At 62.5% G+C, this 18,044-nt stretch carries 11 protein-coding genes; 5 read left to right on the forward strand and 6 right to left on the reverse strand.

The window, feature by feature from the left end:
- Positions 1 to 63 precede the first annotated feature (63 nt).
- Together VGL22_RS18830 and VGL22_RS18835 are read left to right on the forward strand one after the other, a co-directional pair.
- Entirely contained in the window at positions 64 to 1,140 is a 1,077-nt protein-coding gene (locus VGL22_RS18830) for an MlaD family protein (protein ID WP_465268495.1), read from the forward strand.
- A gap of 116 nt (positions 1,141 to 1,256) precedes the next feature.
- Positions 1,257 to 1,877: a cytochrome P460 family protein gene (locus tag VGL22_RS18835; RefSeq protein ID WP_465268496.1), complete on the forward strand. Its 621-nt coding sequence runs from the start codon at positions 1,257 to 1,259 to the stop codon at positions 1,875 to 1,877.
- 126 nt (positions 1,878 to 2,003) lie between these two features.
- Here the strand turns inward: VGL22_RS18835 and VGL22_RS18840 are convergent, their stop codons facing one another.
- The 3 genes from VGL22_RS18840 to VGL22_RS18850 all read right to left on the reverse strand — a co-directional run bounded on the left by VGL22_RS18840 (position 2,004) and on the right by VGL22_RS18850 (position 5,451).
- The gene (locus VGL22_RS18840) at positions 2,004 to 4,205 is read right to left on the reverse strand and encodes an alpha-ketoacid dehydrogenase subunit alpha/beta (RefSeq protein ID WP_465268497.1); all 2,202 of its coding nucleotides are present in this window, start codon (positions 4,203 to 4,205) and stop codon (positions 2,004 to 2,006) included.
- 258 nt (positions 4,206 to 4,463) lie between these two features.
- Entirely contained in the window at positions 4,464 to 4,994 is a 531-nt protein-coding gene (locus VGL22_RS18845; RefSeq protein ID WP_465268498.1) for a hypothetical protein, read from the reverse strand.
- Between the two features lie 19 nt (positions 4,995 to 5,013).
- Entirely contained in the window at positions 5,014 to 5,451 is a 438-nt protein-coding gene (locus VGL22_RS18850; RefSeq protein WP_465268499.1) for a hypothetical protein, read from the reverse strand.
- A 280-nt stretch (positions 5,452 to 5,731) separates the two neighbouring features.
- On the opposite strand from VGL22_RS18850, the gene VGL22_RS18855 reads away from it, so the two are divergent.
- The gene (locus tag VGL22_RS18855; RefSeq protein ID WP_465268500.1) at positions 5,732 to 6,757 is read left to right on the forward strand and encodes a mechanosensitive ion channel family protein; all 1,026 of its coding nucleotides are present in this window, start codon (positions 5,732 to 5,734) and stop codon (positions 6,755 to 6,757) included.
- 72 nt (positions 6,758 to 6,829) lie between these two features.
- Here the strand turns inward: VGL22_RS18855 and VGL22_RS18860 are convergent, their stop codons facing one another.
- Entirely contained in the window at positions 6,830 to 7,198 is a 369-nt protein-coding gene (locus VGL22_RS18860) for a four helix bundle protein (RefSeq protein WP_465268501.1), read from the reverse strand.
- A 101-nt stretch (positions 7,199 to 7,299) separates the two neighbouring features.
- Complete coding sequence (locus VGL22_RS18865) at positions 7,300 to 9,444, reverse strand: thioredoxin domain-containing protein (protein WP_465268502.1); 2,145 nt, start codon at positions 9,442 to 9,444, stop codon at positions 7,300 to 7,302.
- Between the two features lie 298 nt (positions 9,445 to 9,742).
- Here VGL22_RS18865 and VGL22_RS18870 point away from each other — a divergent pair, with 298 nt between their 5' ends.
- A complete protein-coding gene (locus tag VGL22_RS18870; protein ID WP_465268503.1) occupies positions 9,743 to 13,102 on the forward strand; it encodes an ATP-binding protein in 3,360 nt (1,119 codons plus the stop codon).
- A 68-nt stretch (positions 13,103 to 13,170) separates the two neighbouring features.
- Here the strand turns inward: VGL22_RS18870 and VGL22_RS18875 are convergent, their stop codons facing one another.
- Positions 13,171 to 15,789 carry a tetratricopeptide repeat protein gene (locus tag VGL22_RS18875; RefSeq protein ID WP_465268504.1) on the reverse strand — a complete coding sequence of 873 codons (2,619 nt, stop codon included), beginning with the start codon at positions 15,787 to 15,789 and terminating at the stop codon, positions 13,171 to 13,173.
- 426 nt (positions 15,790 to 16,215) lie between these two features.
- Between VGL22_RS18875 and VGL22_RS18880 the strand changes: the two genes are divergently transcribed.
- Positions 16,216 to 17,826: an ABC-F family ATP-binding cassette domain-containing protein gene (locus VGL22_RS18880; RefSeq protein ID WP_465268505.1), complete on the forward strand. Its 1,611-nt coding sequence runs from the start codon at positions 16,216 to 16,218 to the stop codon at positions 17,824 to 17,826.
- Positions 17,827 to 18,044: the final 218 nt, after the last annotated feature.

An 18,044-nucleotide genomic window follows, 5' to 3' on the forward strand; every position in this document is an offset into this window, starting at 1 on the left:
AGGCAAGCATCACAAGTCGCATAAGTTACCAGCTGTTCACATCAAAGCCTCGAGGGGAGTGGAGTGCCAAGCCGGAAGGAAATTCAGTGGTCTCAGCTGAAGGTCGGCGCCCTCGTGCTGGTGGGCGTGGGCGTACTGGTTGTGCTCATCTTCCTCATGTCAGGATCGACAGGCGGGCTGTTTGCCAAAAAGCTCCTGCTGCGCTCGTACTATCACAACGCCGAGGGCCTGAAGAAGGGCGCTCCCGTCACCCTCGAGGGCGTTACCATCGGCAACGTGCAGCGGATCCGCGTCGTGCCGGCGCGCAACCCAACCCCGGTTGAGGTCACCATGCAGGTGGGCGAGTCGTCGGCTTACGGAATCCACGCTGACTCTCTGACCTCCATCCAGTCGGCCGGCGTGCTGGGCGACAGCTATGTCGACATCACATCCGAAGGCGCGCACGGACCGGAGCCCGCAAACAACTCAGAGTTGAAGGCGCGCGATGTGCCCAGCATCCAGCAGGTGGTCGACACCAGCCAGCAGGCGCTGCAAAAAGCCAGCGAGGTGATGACCAAGCTCAACGCCCTGCTGGACACAATGAATTCGAAGCGCGGCAGCATGGGCCTGTTCCTCAACGATCCCGGCTTCTACCAGCGGCTCACTGCCGTCGCGGCCAATCTGCAGAACGTCACTCAACAGGTCAGCCAGGGTAAAGGAACCCTCGGCAAGCTCCTGACCGATGACACTCTCTACACCAAGCTCAATGCCACCGTGAACCGGCTCGACATGATCTCGGAATCGCTGGCCGCGGGGCATGGGTCGGCCGGCAAGCTGCTCCACGACGAGTCGCTCTATAACAACCTGAACGCTGCCGTCGCCAATACCAACAAGCTGGTGGAAGGCGTCAGCAACGGCAGAGGCGCGCTCGGCAAGCTGACTCAGGACCCCGCCTTCGCGCAGAAACTGGACGACACCGTCGGCAACCTCGACAACATCCTCAAAGGCCTGAACGAAGGCAAGGGCACTCTCGGCCAGCTCATGCAGAACCGCGCCGCCTATGACCACGCCGATCAGGCAATGGACCAGGCCGCGCAGTTGCTGAAGGGCATCCGCGAAAACCCGAAGAAGTACCTCTCCATCAAGCTCAAGGTGTTTTGAGGCAGGTGGTCAGGTGGTCAGGTGATCACCTGACCACCTGATCACTGCCCATTAATCACTGCCCTCCCGGAACCGCCATCCCCTGCCCCGCGTAACTACATCCATCGGAGGTCTCCGTGCGCTTGAAATTTCTCGCCGGCGGCGTGTGCCTGCTGGCTGCTACTGCTTCCCTGCTCCTGCTCTCCCGCACAACCCACATCGCCCACGCGGCGCAGGCTGGTCCGGCCTATACCCCAAAGGGCGACATGCTCCCCATTGCCAATTACCGCGAGTACGTCTACCTGACCACCGGCATCGACATGAGCTATAACCCCAAAGCCCTGGCCGCGGACCACTCCATGTTCGACAACGTCTTCGTGAACCCCGAAGCCTACCGCAGCTTTCTGGCCACCGGAACCTGGCCGGACAAAACGGTCATGATTCTTGAGGTGCGCGAGGCCCGCGATAAAGGCTCCATCAACTCCCGCGGACACTTCCAGGGCGAAAGGGTCATGGGCTTTGAGGTGCACGTGAAAGACGAGGCGCGCTTCCCCGGCAAATGGGCCTTCTTCGACTTCGACTCACCCACGAAGAACGGCACCCTGATCCCGGAGAAGGCCCCCTGCTACACCTGCCACGCGCAGCACGCCGCGGTAGACACGACCTTCGTCCAGTTCTATCCCACGCTCCTGCCGGTGGCACGCGAGAAGCATTCCCTCAGTGCGGAGTTCGCCAGGGAAGATGCGGGCGCCAAGTAAAGCACGCAGGGGTTCCGGGTCTATGGTTTCCTGACAACTCGACCACCTGAGCGCCTGGGTACTTGAGCACCTGGGTACTTGACCACTTGATCACCTGACCGCCTGGTCACTCGATCCCCTGTCGCTTCACCAGGCCTTCAGATCGACAATCGCCTGCAGTATCTTCTCCGGCTGCGGCAGGATCGCATCCTCCAGCACCGGCTGATACGCCACAAATGTGTCCATGCCCGCCACGCGCTTCACCGGCGCATCCAGATCTTCGAAAAGCTCATCGGCAATGCGCGCCGCCAACTCCGCGCCGTAGCCCCAGCTCAGCATGTCCTCGTGCGCGATGACCACCCGGCTGGTCTTCCGCACTGATTCCGCGATGGCCTCCCAGTCATAGGGGTTCAGCGTCCGCAGATCGATAATCTCCACCGCGATGTTGTGCTTCCGCTCCGCCATCTGCGCAGCTTGCAGCGCGCGCGGCACCACCGCTCCGTAGGTCACCAGCGTGACATCCGTTCCTTCGCGTACCGTCCGCGCCTTGCCAAACGGGATCGCAAAGTCCGGCCCTGGATACGGTGCACGGCCGTACGTCTCGCGATAGAGCCGCTTGTGCTCGAGAAACATCACCGGGTCAGCGCCGCGGATCGCCGTACGCAGAAGCCCATTCGCATCCAGCGCATTCGACGGCATGGCAATGCGCAGCCCCGGAATGTGCGTGAAGATACTCTCCCCGCACTGCGAGTGATAAATGGCGCCGCCGGTGAGATAGCCTCCAATCGGCACGCGAATGACGACAGGCGAACCCCATACCCCGTTCGACCGCCAGCGCATCAGCGCCAGTTCATTGCGAATCTGGTGCATGGCCGGCCAGATGTAGTCGAAAAACTGAATCTCCACAATGGGCTTCATCCCGCGCACGGCATACCCAATCGCCCGCCCCACAATGTTGGCTTCCGCCAGAGGCGAATTGAAAACCCGCTCCCCGCCAAATTCCGCCTGCAGCCCCGCGGTCAGCTTGAACACGCCGCCTTTGCCCTTCGCCTCTCCCAGAACCGCTTCGCGGCTGGCATCGGCCACGTCTTCGCCGTACACCACGATCCGCTCATCGCGTCGCATCTCGTCGTGCAGGCAGGCGTTGATCAGATCGGCCATGGTCCGCGGCGCGCTTCCCTGCGAGCTCTTCGACTTGCCCGGCGCGGATCCCGCCTCGGCCGCCCGCTCATCCGCAAACGGCGGATTCGTAATGTCGAGTTGCTCGGAGTAGACGTGCTTCATAATGCTGTCAACCGGCGGCAGCGGTGCCGTCAGCGCCGCATCGGCAGCCTCAATCACTTCCTTGTCCCACTTATGCTCGAGCTCGGTGATCTGCTCCGTCGTGACAATGTTTTCGCGCAGCAGCCGCATCTGCATGCAATGGATCGGATCGCGCATGGCGTCGGCTTCGCGCTCCGCAGCCGAGCGATAAAGCTTGTCGTCATCTGACAGCGAGTGCGAATACGGCCGGATGCAGTGCCCGTGCACAAACGCCGGCCCGTTCCCCGCGCGGCACCACGCAGCCGCCTTCTGAAACGCGCGCAGGCACGTCTCTACATCGGTCCCGTCAATCTCCTGGAACTGAAAATGGGGGAAGTTCGCCACCAGGCGCGAAATGTTTCCGCCCGGCGTGTTCACCTCCACCGGCACGCTGATCGCATAGCCGTTGTCTTCGATCATGAAGATGACGGGCAGCTTCTGATTAGAAGCCGTGTTCAGCGCCTCCCAGAATTCCCCTTCCGACGTGGAGCCTTCGCCAATGCAGGCCAGCACCACCTCGTCGCCATGAAACTCCACATCCTCGAACTGGCGGTAGTCGCCTTCCGCTTTCTTCGCAGACTCGGGCCTCGCACTGTAGTAGCGCCCCGCCTCGGCACAGCCAATGGCGTGCAGCATCTGCGTGGCCGTGGAGGAAGACGTGCTCACCACGTGCAGCGGCTTGCTGCTCCAGTGGCACGGCATCTGCCGCCCCCCGCTCTGCGGATCGGTCCCCGCTCCCACAGCCTGCAAAAACATGTCGCTCGGTGAGATTCCCAAGGCCAGGCACAGCGCGCGGTCGCGGTAGTACGGAAGAAACCAGTCGTAGCCTGGCCTCAGAGCCAGCGCCGCACCCACCTGCAACGCCTCATGCCCGGCGCCAGACACCTGAAAGAAAATCTTGTTCTGCCGCTTGAGGAGAATTTCGCGGTCGTCGATCCGGCGAGAGAGATACATCAGCCGGTACATATCGATCATTGCCTGCGGGCTCAGGGTGCCGTTCAATGCTTCCTCCCCAAGGCCCCGCGGGCTGAATACTGCCAGATTCATCGCCGTAAACTCCCTATTCCGGCATTCAATTCCCTGCCCCGGAGTACCGCACTTTCCCAGCGCTCCGTCACGCCCGAGAGTCTCCTGAGATCCTCTCGGCTCAACTTTCAGTGGCTTCGGGAAGCCGTGTCTCCGGTCGTGCGATGACCCGGAAGTCCATCCGTGATTGTACAACCCGGCAGGGGGTCAAGGGCAGGGTCCGGCCACTCTCGGGAATCGGCCCGGGACAAACCCGCAACTGAAGCTCGGCTGCTCCGCTCACCGCGCCGAAGTGCTGAAAGGCAGGCTGATTTCGGTGGGCTCGCCAATCGCGTAGGTCATTTTTTCTTTCACGGACTTCGCCAGTTTTTCAATCTCGCTGGCCTTGCGCATCCGCTCTGCTTGCGACAGGTTGGCGCCGTCCGCGTTCGCGTCGTCGTTCAGCTCCTGCGCCAGGCGGACCAGCTTCTCGGCATCGCTGACTATCGATTTCTGACGGATCTGGTTGAGCTGGGTGATCCGCTTTGCCTGCATGGCAGTCTCAATGCCGCTCGCGGCATCCTCAACGTTCCCCGGTTGCCCGCCGGAATGCCCAAAAGGGACCGCGGCGGTCTGCGCCGCCAGAGGCAACACCAGCAGCACGGCCGACCACAACGCAAGCCGCCGCTCGCCCCCGCGCCGGCTTGCCTGCACGGCCTGATCTAAATTGGGATCCGCCGTTGCCCGATCGCTCTCGAAGATAGATAGGTTCGGCATAACGATACCTTTACCTGGCACCGACCCGCTGCAGCGCCTGGCGCGCTCCTGCATCCTTTGTTCACAGCGGGGCCTAGCTGGCCGCCGCCGTGAGCTTCATCTTTTCCTTCACACCCTTCGCCAGCTTCTCAATCATCTCGGCCTTGCGGATCACATTGATCGACAGCGTGTCCTTGTCGGTCTTGTCCACCTCTTTCTTCAAATCGGTGGCAAGTTCGAGCAATTTAGCCGAGTCGCTCGCAATCTGGCGCCTGCGTTCGATGTTTGCCGCTGCAAAGCTCGCCTTCTTGTTCTGCTGCTGTTGCTGCATCTCCATCTGAGCGTTCTTGTCGGGCAGGCGGTTGGCCTCCGGCATCAGCAGAGGCCGGTCCGGGCTGCCCGGAGGCGGCTCCTGTGCCACGGAAAACAAGGTGGCGGTTGCGAACACCACAGCCGCAAACCGCAGCGTGCGGCCCCGGCGGCGATGCGTCTTCGTCATGGAATAGTCACCCTGGAATGTGCCGCTTGACATGGGAAACTCCTTATGAAGCCGGACACTGAGCAAGTCGCAAAGGGAAGAGAAATGATGTCCCATTTTCCCACGGCGCGTGCGAGAAAATCGACGCAGCCCTCGTCATTTTTTTGTCGCCGGCATACAGGCCGCCGCCGCGCTTGCTTTGGAATGGCACATCTACGAGCTATACGCTTCTATCTGGAAGCCACCAATCCAGCGCGTTTTTGATGCTCAGGCAACTTCGGGACGGCGCCATCTGCGCTCTTGCAGAATATAGATAGGAAAAGGGAGAGTCGGGATGTATCAAATCGGCCTGTTTACGTTGAGGTCCGGCATCTTTACCGAGGGCCGCTTCATGGGCAAGATGGCGGACGAGTGGATGGATGACGTCCACCACTTCGTGCGCGTCAAGCTGCCGCACCTGATCATGGTGGCAATCGTCGCCGTGGTGCTGAGCCGGATATTGAAGATCATTACCTCGCGCATGATCCACCTGGCTGAACAGCATGCCCAGGGCGCCATCCGGATTTCACAGGTCAGAACGCTTGCCGGCGTGATCAAAACCACCGGCCTGGCGATCATCGGCGCCATCGTCGGCCTGCAGTTCCTTGATGCCATGGGCGTCGACGTCGGGCCGCTGCTCACCTCCGCCGGAGTGGCCGGAGTAGCCATCGGACTGGCTGCACAAAATCTCGTGAAAGACATGCTCAACGGCACCATGATCCTGGTGGAGAGCCAGTTCAACGTGGGTGACGTGGTCACCGTAGCCGGGCTCACCGGCACCGTCGAATCCATGACCCTGCGCAAAACCACCGTCCGCGGCGGCGATGGCACCCTCTACGTCATCCCCAATTCCCAGATCACCACGGTAGCCAACCAGAGCGCCGACTTCAGCGTAGCCACCATCCAGGTCAGCGTCGATTTTTCAGCCGACCCCAACCGCGTCCTCGACCTTCTGACCACGATCGCCAACCACATTCGCAACCAGCCGGATTTCAAAGACATCTTCCTCGCCGATCCCCAGATCCTCGGTGTCGACGCGGTCAAGGGATCGCAGTTGATCTTCCCCGTGGTGTTCAAAACCAAACCCACAAAGCAATACGCGCCCATGCGCGAATTCCAGCGCCGCGTTCGCCTCGCGCTCGAAGAAAATCACATGCTGCCAGGCGATCCCATGCGCGTCTTCAATTCGTTTGACGGGTCTCGCGATAGCAGCCAGGCAGCGCTCAGCGCCGATGCGGCACATGAACCCTCCGCCGCGAAAGCAGTGGACCCAACCACCCTCAAGCCCCAGGAGTCCAACCCCCTGACCGGCGAAGGATGACGGCAGATGATCAGGTGATCAAACGCTCAGGTGATCAAGTTGTCTCGCCGTCACGCGGCCGGGAGGCGGGAGTCAAAGATCTGAGCAGCAAGTAGATACGCTTACCCACTTCGTCGGACAGATTCTCGAGGTGACGAGCATTTTCTGCTCTCCGATCGGCAGCGTTCTCGCAATCTCGAGCGGCGTTTGAATCTCGAAATTGGACCCGCGCGCGATGCCCGGGAATTGCCGAAATTCTCCCCTGGCAAGCCTTCCCTGACCTTCGGCGATATTGCTCGGAACTGAGACGGCCGAGCGCCTGATCTGGCTGGACGGCCCGTAGGTTTTGCGAGCCGGAAACCTCTCCGTCAACCGGTAGAGCGCGACGGGCAACTGGATCGCCCTTTGCCAGACGAGCAGCTCTCGATAGGACTGCGCGGGCGCTGTGGTTATCCTGGGCATGCATGCAAGATAGCGGATTGTCTATCGACCGCCTGTATCCCCGGCCACACCCGGCCACGCATGTGCATCATCCACCTGATCACCTGACCACCTGTCCCCCCTCACCCCACCTCCAACGCCCTTAGCAATGCCTCCCCATCCGTGATCGGCGACAGGCAGGTTCTCCCGCGGCATACCATCGCCCATACCTCTTTGTCCTTCGGAGCAGGCACGTTCATCAGCATCTCCGAGAGCGCCTCCGGGACCCCTCCCCAACTCATACGAAACGTCCCCACCCGCATCACGCTCTTGTTCACGCCGTACCGCGCCACCGCCAGCGCCTCCAGACGCGCCGCCTCCGCGCCCGAGCCCACAATCACCACCTGGATAGGATCCAGCAGCAGACGCTCCGCCGCCAACCCATAGCTGCCGGCATACAGCCCAAAATGCTTCACAATCTCCGCAAACGACTCCAGCACATCCTCTGCGATCTCGCGATACTCCGCCTTGCCGGAGAGCGCCTCCAGACGCAGCAATGCGGAAGCCGCCGTTGGGTTTCCGGCCGGCGTGGGCGAATCCTGCAGCGGCTTGCGCCTCGCCCCGAGCGCGCCCAGCGCCGCGCCCTCCGTCGTCACGGGTGTGTCATAAAATGCTTTGTCGCCGCGATCGTAGAAGCGCGCAATCATGGCCTCCGCCAGCACCGTCGCGGCCTGGTAGAACTCCATGCGCGCGCTCGCAAACCATCCATCCAGGCACGCATGGATCGTGAAGGCATAGTCGTCCAGCGTCCCCTCGATGCGCGGGTGAGCCCTGCCTTCCTGCTGGTCCGCATACGCAATCACGTGCAGCAGCAAATCCGCCCCGCTCCATGCTTCCGCCAGCAGCCGCCGCAGCGTTAGAAGCGCAAATGAGATCGCCTGCGGATTGCGCAGCACACGCCCCGCTTCCAGATAAGCCGTCACCGCCATCGCGTTCCAGCCCGTGTAGAGCGTGCGATCGACAAACGGCGTCGCCCGCTGCTCGCGCGCCGCCAGCATCTTTCTGCGCGCCGACTCAAGCACCTGGCTGAACTCCTCCGGAGCAATGCCGATCTTCGCGGCCGCCTCCTCCGCCGTGGCCTTCACATGCAGAACATTCCTGGCGGGATCGTGTTGCATGTCGCCAAGCTCGCCAATGTCGTAATAGAGCGCCGCCACTTTGAGTTCCTGCGGATTCAGGACCGCGCGCGCCTCCTCCAGAGTCCACGTGAAGTAGTCGCCATCGTCGTCGAGGCTGATGTCCGCATCCTGCGAAGCATAAAACCCTCCCCGCACCCGGTCCGTCATGGTGGAATCGAGCCACTCCATCATGTGGTTCGCCACTGCCTTGAAGTCCTCACGCACGTAGCTCTGGAACCCATGCACATAATTCCGCAGCAGTTCCGTGTTGTCGTAGAGCATCTTCTCAAAGTGCGGCACCACCCAGCGCTCGTCCACGGAATAGCGATGAAACCCTCCCCCCAATTGGTCATACACGCCGCCCAGCGCCATCTTCTGGAGCGTGGTCAGATACACATCGCGCGCCTGCTCGCCATCGCGGTTCATGGCAACCTGCAGCAGCAGATCGAGAGCGGCGGGATGGGGAAACTTGGGCTGCGCGCCAAACCCGCCGTTGCGCGGATCGAATTGCGAAATCATTGCGCCGGCAATCTCATCCACCAGTTCCGGTGAAACTTCGCCGCCGCGGCCTGCGAACGTCTCGCTCTGCTCAATGGCGGACATCACGCTTGCCGCCGTGTCCAGCGCCTCTTCCCGGCGCTCCTTCCACACCTGCGCCATGGTGAGCAGCACGCGGCCAAACCCCGGCCGTCCATAACGGTCGTCGCGCGGGAAATACGTCCCCCCGAAATACGGGCGCCCATCCGGGGTGAGAAACGCCGTAAGCGGCCACCCTCCCTGCCCGCTGATCGCCTGCACCCCCGCCTGATAGCGAGAGTCCACGTCCGGGCGCTCATCGCGATCCACCTTCACAGCCACGAAATTCTCGTTGATGATCCGCGCCGTCTCCGCGTCCTCATACGATTCCCGGTCCATCACATGGCACCAGTGGCACCACACCGCCCCAATGTCCAGCAGGATCGGCTTGTCGTCGGCCCGCGCGCGGGCAAATGCCTCATCACCCCACGGATGCCACTGCACCGGCTGATGCCGCGCCGAACGGAGATAAGAAGAGGCCGAATCGTCCAGCCGGTTAGGGCCCGAAGCAGCAGAGGAAACCTCGTCGTGCATTGCGCCAGAATAAATGGCCGGTCCGCGCCGCCGCGACCGCCGGCAATCCTGCCGCCCGTTGAAGTCTTGGCTTCAGCCTCTTGTTTTCAAAGACATGCACCGATTTTTTAGCCAACCCTCGCACCACGTTCTGCATCTACTTATCTTCGAAGCTATGGCTCTCGTTCCGCCAGACGCGTGCTCACCTTAAAATGGATTTCTACCAGGCCGCTTCCGTTGCAGAGGCAGCATTCGGTATAACTATGTTCCCCCATCGGGGTTACGTCCTATGGGTAGGTGAGTGAAGGAGAATCTCCGAATGGCGAGCCAGTCCGCTCATCCCGACGCCGGCGTCGCCGTGGAGTCTCACGCGCAGCCCATGCGCGAGCTGGTGCAGGAATTCGATTGGTCCGCCACCCCGCTTGGACCCGCCGGCGAGTGGCCCGAGAGCCTCAAAACCACCGTAAGAATCCTCCTGACCTCCCGCTTCCCCATGTGGATGGCCTGGGGTCCGAAGCTCACCATGCTTTACAACGACGCCTACGCGCGCATCACCCTGGGCAAGAAACATCCCTGGGCTCTGGGCAGGCCTGCCCCTGAGGTATGGTCGGAGATCTGGCAGGACATCGGCCCGCGCATCGCCCGCGTCATGGAAACCGGCGAAGCTTCCTGGGAAGAGACCCTCTTCCTGATCCTGGAGCGCAGCGGTTATCCCGAAGAGACCTACCACACCTTCTCCTACAGTCCTCTGGCCGGACAGGACGGCCGCATCCAGGGCATGTTCTGCGTCGTCATGGAGGACACCAGCCGCGTCATCGGCGAGCGGCAAATGAACTCCCTCGGAACTCTGGCCTCCGCCCTCGTCGATGCCAACACCCGCGACGAAGTATTCGCAGCCATCAAACGCGGCCTCACCGATCAGCGCGATATGCCCTTCGCGCTGACCTACCTCTTCGACGACACCGGAGCAAAACTCAATCTCGTAGCCTCCAGCGGCATCGATGGCGGCCACTCGCTCGCCACCCGGGAGCTCTCCACCGGCCGCGATGACTGCCGTTGGCCAATCCAGGACCTGCTCGCCGACAACCGCGCCTTGACAGTGGAAAACCTCGGGGAGCTCTTCCATGACCTCCCCCTCGGCGTGTGGAATCAGCCGCCGGTTATGGGCCGTATGGTTCCCATCACCCGCAAGGGCCAGGACCGCCCCGCCGGAGTCTTCATCGCCGGTTTGAATCCCTACCGGCAGCTCAGTTCTTCCTACTCAGGCTTCCTCGACCTCGTCGCCGGCCAGATCTCTGCCGCCATCACCAATGCCGAAGCCTACGAAGAAGAGCGCACCCGCGCCCGCGCCCTCGCCGAGCTCGATCGCGCCAAGACCGCCTTCTTCTCCAACGTGAGCCATGAACTGCGCACCCCGCTCACCCTCATCCTCGGGCCCATTGAAGACGCCATCGAAGGCAGAACGCCTCCCGGGCCTGGAACCCTCGAGATGCTGCACCGCAACGCCCTGCGGCTGCTCAAGATGGTCAACGGCCTGCTCGACTTCGTGCGCATCGAGGCCGGACGCCTCCGCGCCTCCTACGAGCCCACCGACCTCTCCCTGCTCACAGCGCAACTGGCCAGCGCTTACCGCTCCGCCGTGGAGCGCGCCGGACTGAAGCTCATCGTCGAGGCGCTGCCCCTCCCCGAGCCCGTCTACGTCGATCGCGAAATGTGGGAGAAGATCGTGCTCAACCTTCTCTCCAACGCATTCAAGGCCACCTTCGACGGCTCCATTCGTGTCACCGTCTCCGCCGAAGACGGGTTCGCCAGGGTCGCCATCAATGACACGGGAACCGGCATCCCCGAAATCGAAGTGCCCCATCTGTTCGAACGCTTCCGGCGCGTCGAAGGCGCTCGCCGCCGCAGCCACGAAGGCACCGGCATCGGCCTCGCCCTCGTCAAAGAGCTTGTCGAAATGCACGGCGGCCACCTTGAAGTCTCCAGCACCGTGGGTATCGGCAGCAGCTTCACCGTCAAAATCCCCTTCGGCTCCCAGCACCTGGCCCACGGCCATGTCGTCACTGAAAGTTCATCCAGCGGCGGTCCCCCGGCCGCGGCTGCCCATGTGCGCGAGGCCCTCGGCTGGCTCCCCGCTAATGAAACCATTGAAGACGCCATCGCGCCCGGCGATACCGCCGACACCGCACCGCCCCAACCCGGCGACGCACGCCGTGACTCCATTCTGCTGGTGGACGACAACGCCGACATGCGCGACTACCTCCGCAGTCTGCTGGCCCCGCGCTTCCACGTCCTCACCGCGGAAAATGGCAAAGCAGCACTTGACGTGGTGAAGCGTCACCGGCCCAGCCTGGTCGTGTCAGACATCATGATGCCGGAGCTGGATGGCCTCGGCCTCCTCTCTGCTCTGCGCTCCGACCGCGCTACCAGCGATATCCCCGTCGTCCTGCTCTCCGCCCGTGCCGGCGAGGAGTCGCGCATCGAGGGCGTAGGCGCCGGCGCCGACGACTACCTCATCAAGCCCTTCACCGCTCGCGAACTGATGGCCCGCGTCGATGCGCAATTGAAGATGGCCCGCCTCCGCCGCGAAGCACGCGAACAGGAAGCCGTCCTCACCCGCGAAATCCAGCGCGCCCGCCAGTTCGCCTGGGAAACCCTGGAACACCTCCCCGACGCCTTCTGCACCTTCGATCGCGACTTCCGGATCAGCTACCTCAATCCCGCCGCGGCCCAACTATCCTCCACTTCCTCGCCTGTACCCGTCCTCGGCAGCATCGTCTGGGACGTCTACCCCACCCTCCCCGGAACTCCGGTTGAGGCCAACTTCCGCCGCGCCATGCAAAATCGCGAACTCGTCGAGTTCGAACAATACTTCCCAGGACCCGCTGGAGACTTCTGGTTTCACTTCAAGCTTTACCCGCAACCTAATGATGGATTAGCGCTCTACGTGCGCAACACCACGCCCGGCCGCCGCACCGAACAAGCCCTCCGCCGCAGCGAACAACTCGCCGCCGCCGGACGCCTCGCCGCCAGCATCGCACACGAGATCAACAACCCCCTTGAAGCCGTCACCAACCTGCTCTTCCTCGTCAATATGGACGACACCATCCACGGCCGCTCCAAGGAGCTCCTCCAGGTCGCCGACCGCGAGCTGCAGCGGCTCTCCCACATCACCGCCCGCAGCCTCAAGTTCTATCGCCAGCGCACCGCGCCCACCCTCACCAGCATCGATGAGCTCCTCGACTCCGTCCTGTTCTTCCACGAGACCGAGATGAACCTCCGCGGGATCCAGCTCGAACGTCGCTATGAGCCCGCCCCCCAGGTGCTCTGCCTGGCTGGCGAAATCCAGCAGGTGTTCACCAACCTCATCAGCAATGCCCTTGAAGCCCTCGACGACGGCGGCCGCATGACCGTCTGCGTCCGCCCCGGCATCGACGGAAAAGACCATCAGGGCGTGGCCGTAATCGTCGCAGACAGCGGCAACGGCATGGCAAAAGCCACACTCGACCAGCTCTTCCACCCCTTTGTCACCACCAAGGGCGAAGACGGTACCGGCCTCGGCCTCTGGGTATCCAAGGGCATCCTCGACAACCACCACGCCAGCATCAAGGTCCGCAGCAAACGAGGCCTGGGCACCGTCTTCCGCATCTTCCTGCCGCTGGATACCACGATCGCGTAACGTTGCGCGTCCGCACGCGCCTGGTGATCGCGAACCGGCGAGTTCTCGGCAGCGGCAAACCTCCCCGCCTACTGCTGCCCACCCTGCGCCTGCGCCCGATACCGCGCCAGATTGGCCCGCAACTGGTTCGCCAGCTCGCCCTCATTCCTCCGCTCGGCCAGCTCCAGCGCATGCTGCGCCACATCCACCGCCTTCGCATACTGTCCCGTATCCGAATAGATTCCCGCCAGCATCTGCAGAATGGCCGGTTCCCTGCCCCCCGTCAGCGACGCCGCCGCCTCAAACTGCGGCACCGCCTCCGCAAAGCGATTACTCGCCGCCAGCGCCCGCCCCAGGTTGAAGTGGCACTCCGCTGAATTCGGAGCAAGTTCCACCGCCGTTTGCAACTGGACAATCGCCTCGTCCAGCCGCCCTTCCCGCGCCAGGATCACGCCATACACGTTGTGCCCGTCCGCCAGCTTGGGAGCAAGCTCAATTCCCTTCTGCATCTCCTCTTTCGCCTCTTCCCGCGCGCCGCCGCGCACCTCCAAAAGATGCCCCAGGTTCACGTGCGCCGCGCCGTTGTCCGGGTTCAGTTCGATAGCCTTGCGGATATTCTCGAGCGCCTCATCCATGCGGCCCGCCTCCGCCAGGGCGCTGCCAAAGTTGTTATGCGTCTGCGAGCTCTCCGCATTGATCGACAAGGAATTCTTGTATGCGTCGATGGCCTCGCTGTACTGCCCCATCGCCGCCAGCGCCACGCCCAGGTTGTTGAACGGCCGCGCATCCGTGGGGTCCTTCTGCGCCGCCACCTTCCACGCCGGAACCGCCTCCGCGTACTTTGCCTGTTCCTGCAACTGCTGCGCCACATCGAACTCGCGATAGAAATCAATTGCCGGCGTCTCGATATGATCCATGGCGTCCGCGCCAACATTCAGAAATTCGGGAATGTTCACCGCGCGATTGGACGCCGTCGCATTCTCCACCTCCACCGGCGGGCTCGCATGTCCGCCCTCGTCGATATGCGTCAGATACATCCGCGTATAAAGCGACGGGCTCTTCGACGAGAACACCAGCCACTTTCCATTGGGCGACCACGAGTGCCACGAGTTCATCACCGGCAGGTTCGACTCCAGCGGCCGCGCCTCCCCGCCTTCGAACGGCACAATATAGAGCCGGCTGTCCGGCCGCATCAGCAGCCCGTTCTTGCAACGCACAAACACAATCCACTTCCCGTCCGGCGACACCTTGGGGAAGTTGTTGCTCATCCCGTTCTCGCTCGCGCCCACCACCCGCTCCGGCTTCCCACCCGCGCCGTTGTTGAACGGAATGCGATACAGATCGTATTGCACCTGCGTCTCGCTGGGATCGTTCGCGTACAGCGAGCGCTTGTAGCCGCGCGGATACGGATCAGCCGCCACAGTCCGCGAGTAGATGAGCCACTTCCCGTCGGGGCTCCAGAACGCCGACGTCTGCACAAAGTTCGCATCGTCCGCGCCCGGCAACGGCTGCAGCTTGCCCGTCTCCCTGCTGTACCAGGCCAGCACCCCGCGCGTCGGATAGAACACCTGACCGAACCCGTAATACGGATAGAACCCGTTGTACAGCCGGTCCACCACCCGCATGCCCTTCGCCCGCGGCACGTCGATCGAGTTCACCACGTACTTCCCATCCGGCGACACCTGGCTCATGAACCCGAACCGCTTCTGCCCGCCCTCCTCGCTGAACGCGCTCCATCGCACCAGGTAGTCGTTGCTGATCATCGTGACCTTCTTCACCGGCGTCATCGCATACAAGCCCTTGTCGTTTGCCGGCCCATCCACGTCGATCCCCATCGTCTTCCCGTCGCGCGAGAACGAATGGCAGTTCCCGCACGTGGGCAGATTCGTCATCATCAGCCGGCTGCGCAGCTCGTTGATATACCGCAGCTCCCAGCGAATCTTGGGCAGCACGGAATCCGGCAGAGGCTTGATCACCCCGCGCTGCGTCGTCCCCTCCTGCGGCGGAATCAGCGGCACATTGCGATAGAAAATCGGCGCGCCGACAGGATCGCGAGACGTCTCGAACCCGGCCTGCGCGCTCGACACTGCCTGCCCGCTCCTGTCGCCCGCAAACCCGCTGATCGTCACCGTCGCCTTCGCCCCCGCGGACCTCTTCTTGATCTCCTCCCACGTCTTCGCGTCCGGCCGCCACCCATGCATCTGCTGCTCTTCCGGGCTAAGCGCCGGCGCCACATAGCCGCTCAACTCCGTATCCGGTGCGCCGATCTGCAGCTTCTCGCCCTTCGACGTGACCCGAACCGGCTTGCCCTTCGCAAACCCAATCTCGATCCGCCACACCGTCGCAGCCGCATTGTTGTCGCGCCACTTGAACTGCGGAGGAATCAGATCCGGCGCATAAATCGTCCCATTCGCCGGCGCATCGATCAGAATGTTCTCCGGCGCCTCACTGGCCGCCCGAAACATCGACGCCGCCCTCGCATACTCCGGCAAAAACTCCGTCCCATCCGGCATCTTCACCACCGGCGATTGATCGACCTCGACACCACCTGCAGCCGAACCGGATCTCGCCTGGGCTTGCCTCGGCGACTGCGACTGATCCTGGGCTTGGGACTGAGACTGCCCCGCCGCCAGCACCCTGCCGCTCCAGCAGGTCCCGGCAATCACGAGCGCCAACCCGGCAACGGCGCAAGATGTACCCCGCAACATCGAAGGCTCTGTAACAGGGCACGAGTTCAGTCGTGCCGAAAACGCCCTCAAAACATGGAGGGCTTTAGCCCCTGCCACCGCCGGCCTGCCGCGCAGCTCCGCTTTGTTTCCAACCCCAACCACCGGCCTCATCCACACTCCCCGGTGTCTGCCCGCCGCGCGCCACGAACGCACCACGGCTCAGGCAGACGAATACTGCCTAAGCCTACCCATCAACACGCGCCTTCAAATGTGAGCCACATCACATCTCGAACATCGGCGTGCCTGCGAGTTAAAGGCTGACGGCTGAGAGCTGATGGCTGCTTTTATGAGAAACTTGTATCGAGCGGAATTTTTCCCTTCGGGCTGCCCTTTGTGCGCCCCACCTTTTTACCGATCCGGCGTGGCTGAACCTCTCCGCCGCGGTCCACCAGGACAATAAACGCAATGATCAGTGTCAGTAATGTAACCATGCGCTACGGCGGCAAGGTTCTGTTTGAGGAAGTCACCGCCAACTTTATCTCCGGCCGGCGCTACGGCCTCACCGGCCCCAACGGCTCCGGTAAGTCCACCTTCATGAAGATCCTCACCGGCGAGATCGAGGCGCAGAAGGGCGTTGTCGTGCGCCCCCGCAAGATGGGCGTCCTCCGCCAGGACCAGTTCGCCTTCGACGCCTATCGCGTCATCGACACCGTCATCATGGGCAACAAACCCCTCTGGGGCGCCCTTGAAGAGCGCGACCGCATCTACGAGAAGCCCGAAATGACAGACGAGGACGGCATGCGCCTCGGCGAACTCGAAGGCGTCATCGGCGACGAGGACGGCTACACCGCCGAAGCCGACGCCGCCGTCCTCCTCGACGGCCTCGACATCCGCGAAGAGCTGCACAGCCGCAAAATGAGCGAGCTTCAGGGCGGCCAGAAAGTCCGCGTGCTCCTCGCCCAGGCGCTCTTCGGCAAACCCGATGCCCTCATGCTCGACGAGCCCACCAACTACCTCGATCTCGACTCCATCCACTGGCTCCAGGACTTCCTCCAGAGCTACAACGGCACCCTCATCACCATCTCCCACGACCGCCATTTCCTCAACTCGGTCACCACCCACATCGCCGACATCGATTACCAGACCATCATCACCTACACCGGCGGCTATGACGACATGGTGATGCAGAAGACCCAGATCCGCTCCACGCTCGAATCCCAGAACCAGCAGCGCGAAAAGAAGATCGCCCAGCTCAACGAGTTCATCGCGCGCTTCGCCGCCGGCACCCGCTCCAGCCAGGTCACCTCGCGCCGCAAAGAAGTCGAGCGCCTCCAGACCAACGAGCTCGCCCGCTCCAACATCCAGCGCCCCTTCATCAAATTCGACCAGGTGCGCCCCAGCGGCAAGCACGTCCTCGAGTTCAAACACATCACCAAGTTCTACGACGACCACAAAATCATCGACGGCTTCAGCTCCAACCTGCTGCGCGGCGAAAAGGTCATCCTCATGGGCCGCAACGGCGCCGGCAAAACCACGCTCCTCAAAAGCCTGCTCGCCAACTATCCCGGCCTCTCTGATCCCGAGTTCAACCTCGACAACGGCGCTGTCTTCTGGGGACACGAAGCCCAGATCGGCTACTTCCCCCAGGACGTCGCCTCCATGATCGATGCGGGCAGCGAGCCCAACCTCACCGTTTCCGACTGGCTGCACCGCTGGGACCCCTCCGCGCACGTTGAAGACATTCGCGGCATCCTCGGCCAGATGCTCTTCCGCGGTGAAGAAGGCGGCAAGCCCCTCAAGGCCCTCTCCGGTGGCGAACAGGCCCGCCTGCTCTTCTGTAAGCTGATGCTCACCAAACCCAACATCCTGGTCTTCGACGAGCCCACCAACCACCTCGACCTCGAATCCATCAACGCCCTCAACATCGCCCTCCAGCGCTATGAAGGCACGGTCCTGCTCGTCACCCACGACCACGACCTGATTGATGAAGTAGGCACGCGCCTCTGGGTCTTCGAGAACAACCAGATCGAAGACTTCCAGGGCCCCTACACCGAGTGGAAAGGCAAGCACAACTAAACTGCGGCAGTTGCAGCGCCGGTCTCCCACGCCCCTTCTCACCTGTCATTCTTCTATGAAAAAGGCCGCACCTGTCGAGAGGTATCTGCGAATAGTTGCCGACAGACTTCTATTCGTGCTCGTGGCACACAAGGGTGATTCGAATCCCGGCCGCTCCATCTGAGAAGGCCCTCCCGAAGTGTTGCGCAGATCTTCGGCGGACATAGAATGAACGAGCT

The organism is Occallatibacter sp. (genome assembly GCF_036502485.1).
Classification (GTDB): domain Bacteria; phylum Acidobacteriota; class Terriglobia; order Terriglobales; family Acidobacteriaceae; genus Telmatobacter.

Excerpts from the sequence above, each read along its gene's own strand:
- VGL22_RS18840 (WP_465268497.1), bottom strand. The coding sequence starts at position 4,205 with ATGAATCTGGCAGTATTCAGCCCGCGGGGCCTTGGGGAGGAAGCATTG.
- VGL22_RS18845 (WP_465268498.1), bottom strand. The coding sequence starts at position 4,994 with ATGCAGGAGCGCGCCAGGCGCTGCAGCGGGTCGGTGCCAGGTAAAGGT.
- VGL22_RS18850 (WP_465268499.1), bottom strand. The coding sequence starts at position 5,451 with ATGTCAAGCGGCACATTCCAGGGTGACTATTCCATGACGAAGACGCAT.
- VGL22_RS18855 (WP_465268500.1), top strand. The coding sequence starts at position 5,732 with ATGTATCAAATCGGCCTGTTTACGTTGAGGTCCGGCATCTTTACCGAG.
- VGL22_RS18860 (WP_465268501.1), bottom strand. The coding sequence starts at position 7,198 with ATGCCCAGGATAACCACAGCGCCCGCGCAGTCCTATCGAGAGCTGCTC.
- VGL22_RS18865 (WP_465268502.1), bottom strand. The coding sequence starts at position 9,444 with ATGCACGACGAGGTTTCCTCTGCTGCTTCGGGCCCTAACCGGCTGGAC.
- VGL22_RS18870 (WP_465268503.1), top strand. The coding sequence starts at position 9,743 with ATGGCGAGCCAGTCCGCTCATCCCGACGCCGGCGTCGCCGTGGAGTCT.
- VGL22_RS18875 (WP_465268504.1), bottom strand. The coding sequence starts at position 15,789 with ATGTTGCGGGGTACATCTTGCGCCGTTGCCGGGTTGGCGCTCGTGATT.
- VGL22_RS18880 (WP_465268505.1), top strand. The coding sequence starts at position 16,216 with ATGATCAGTGTCAGTAATGTAACCATGCGCTACGGCGGCAAGGTTCTG.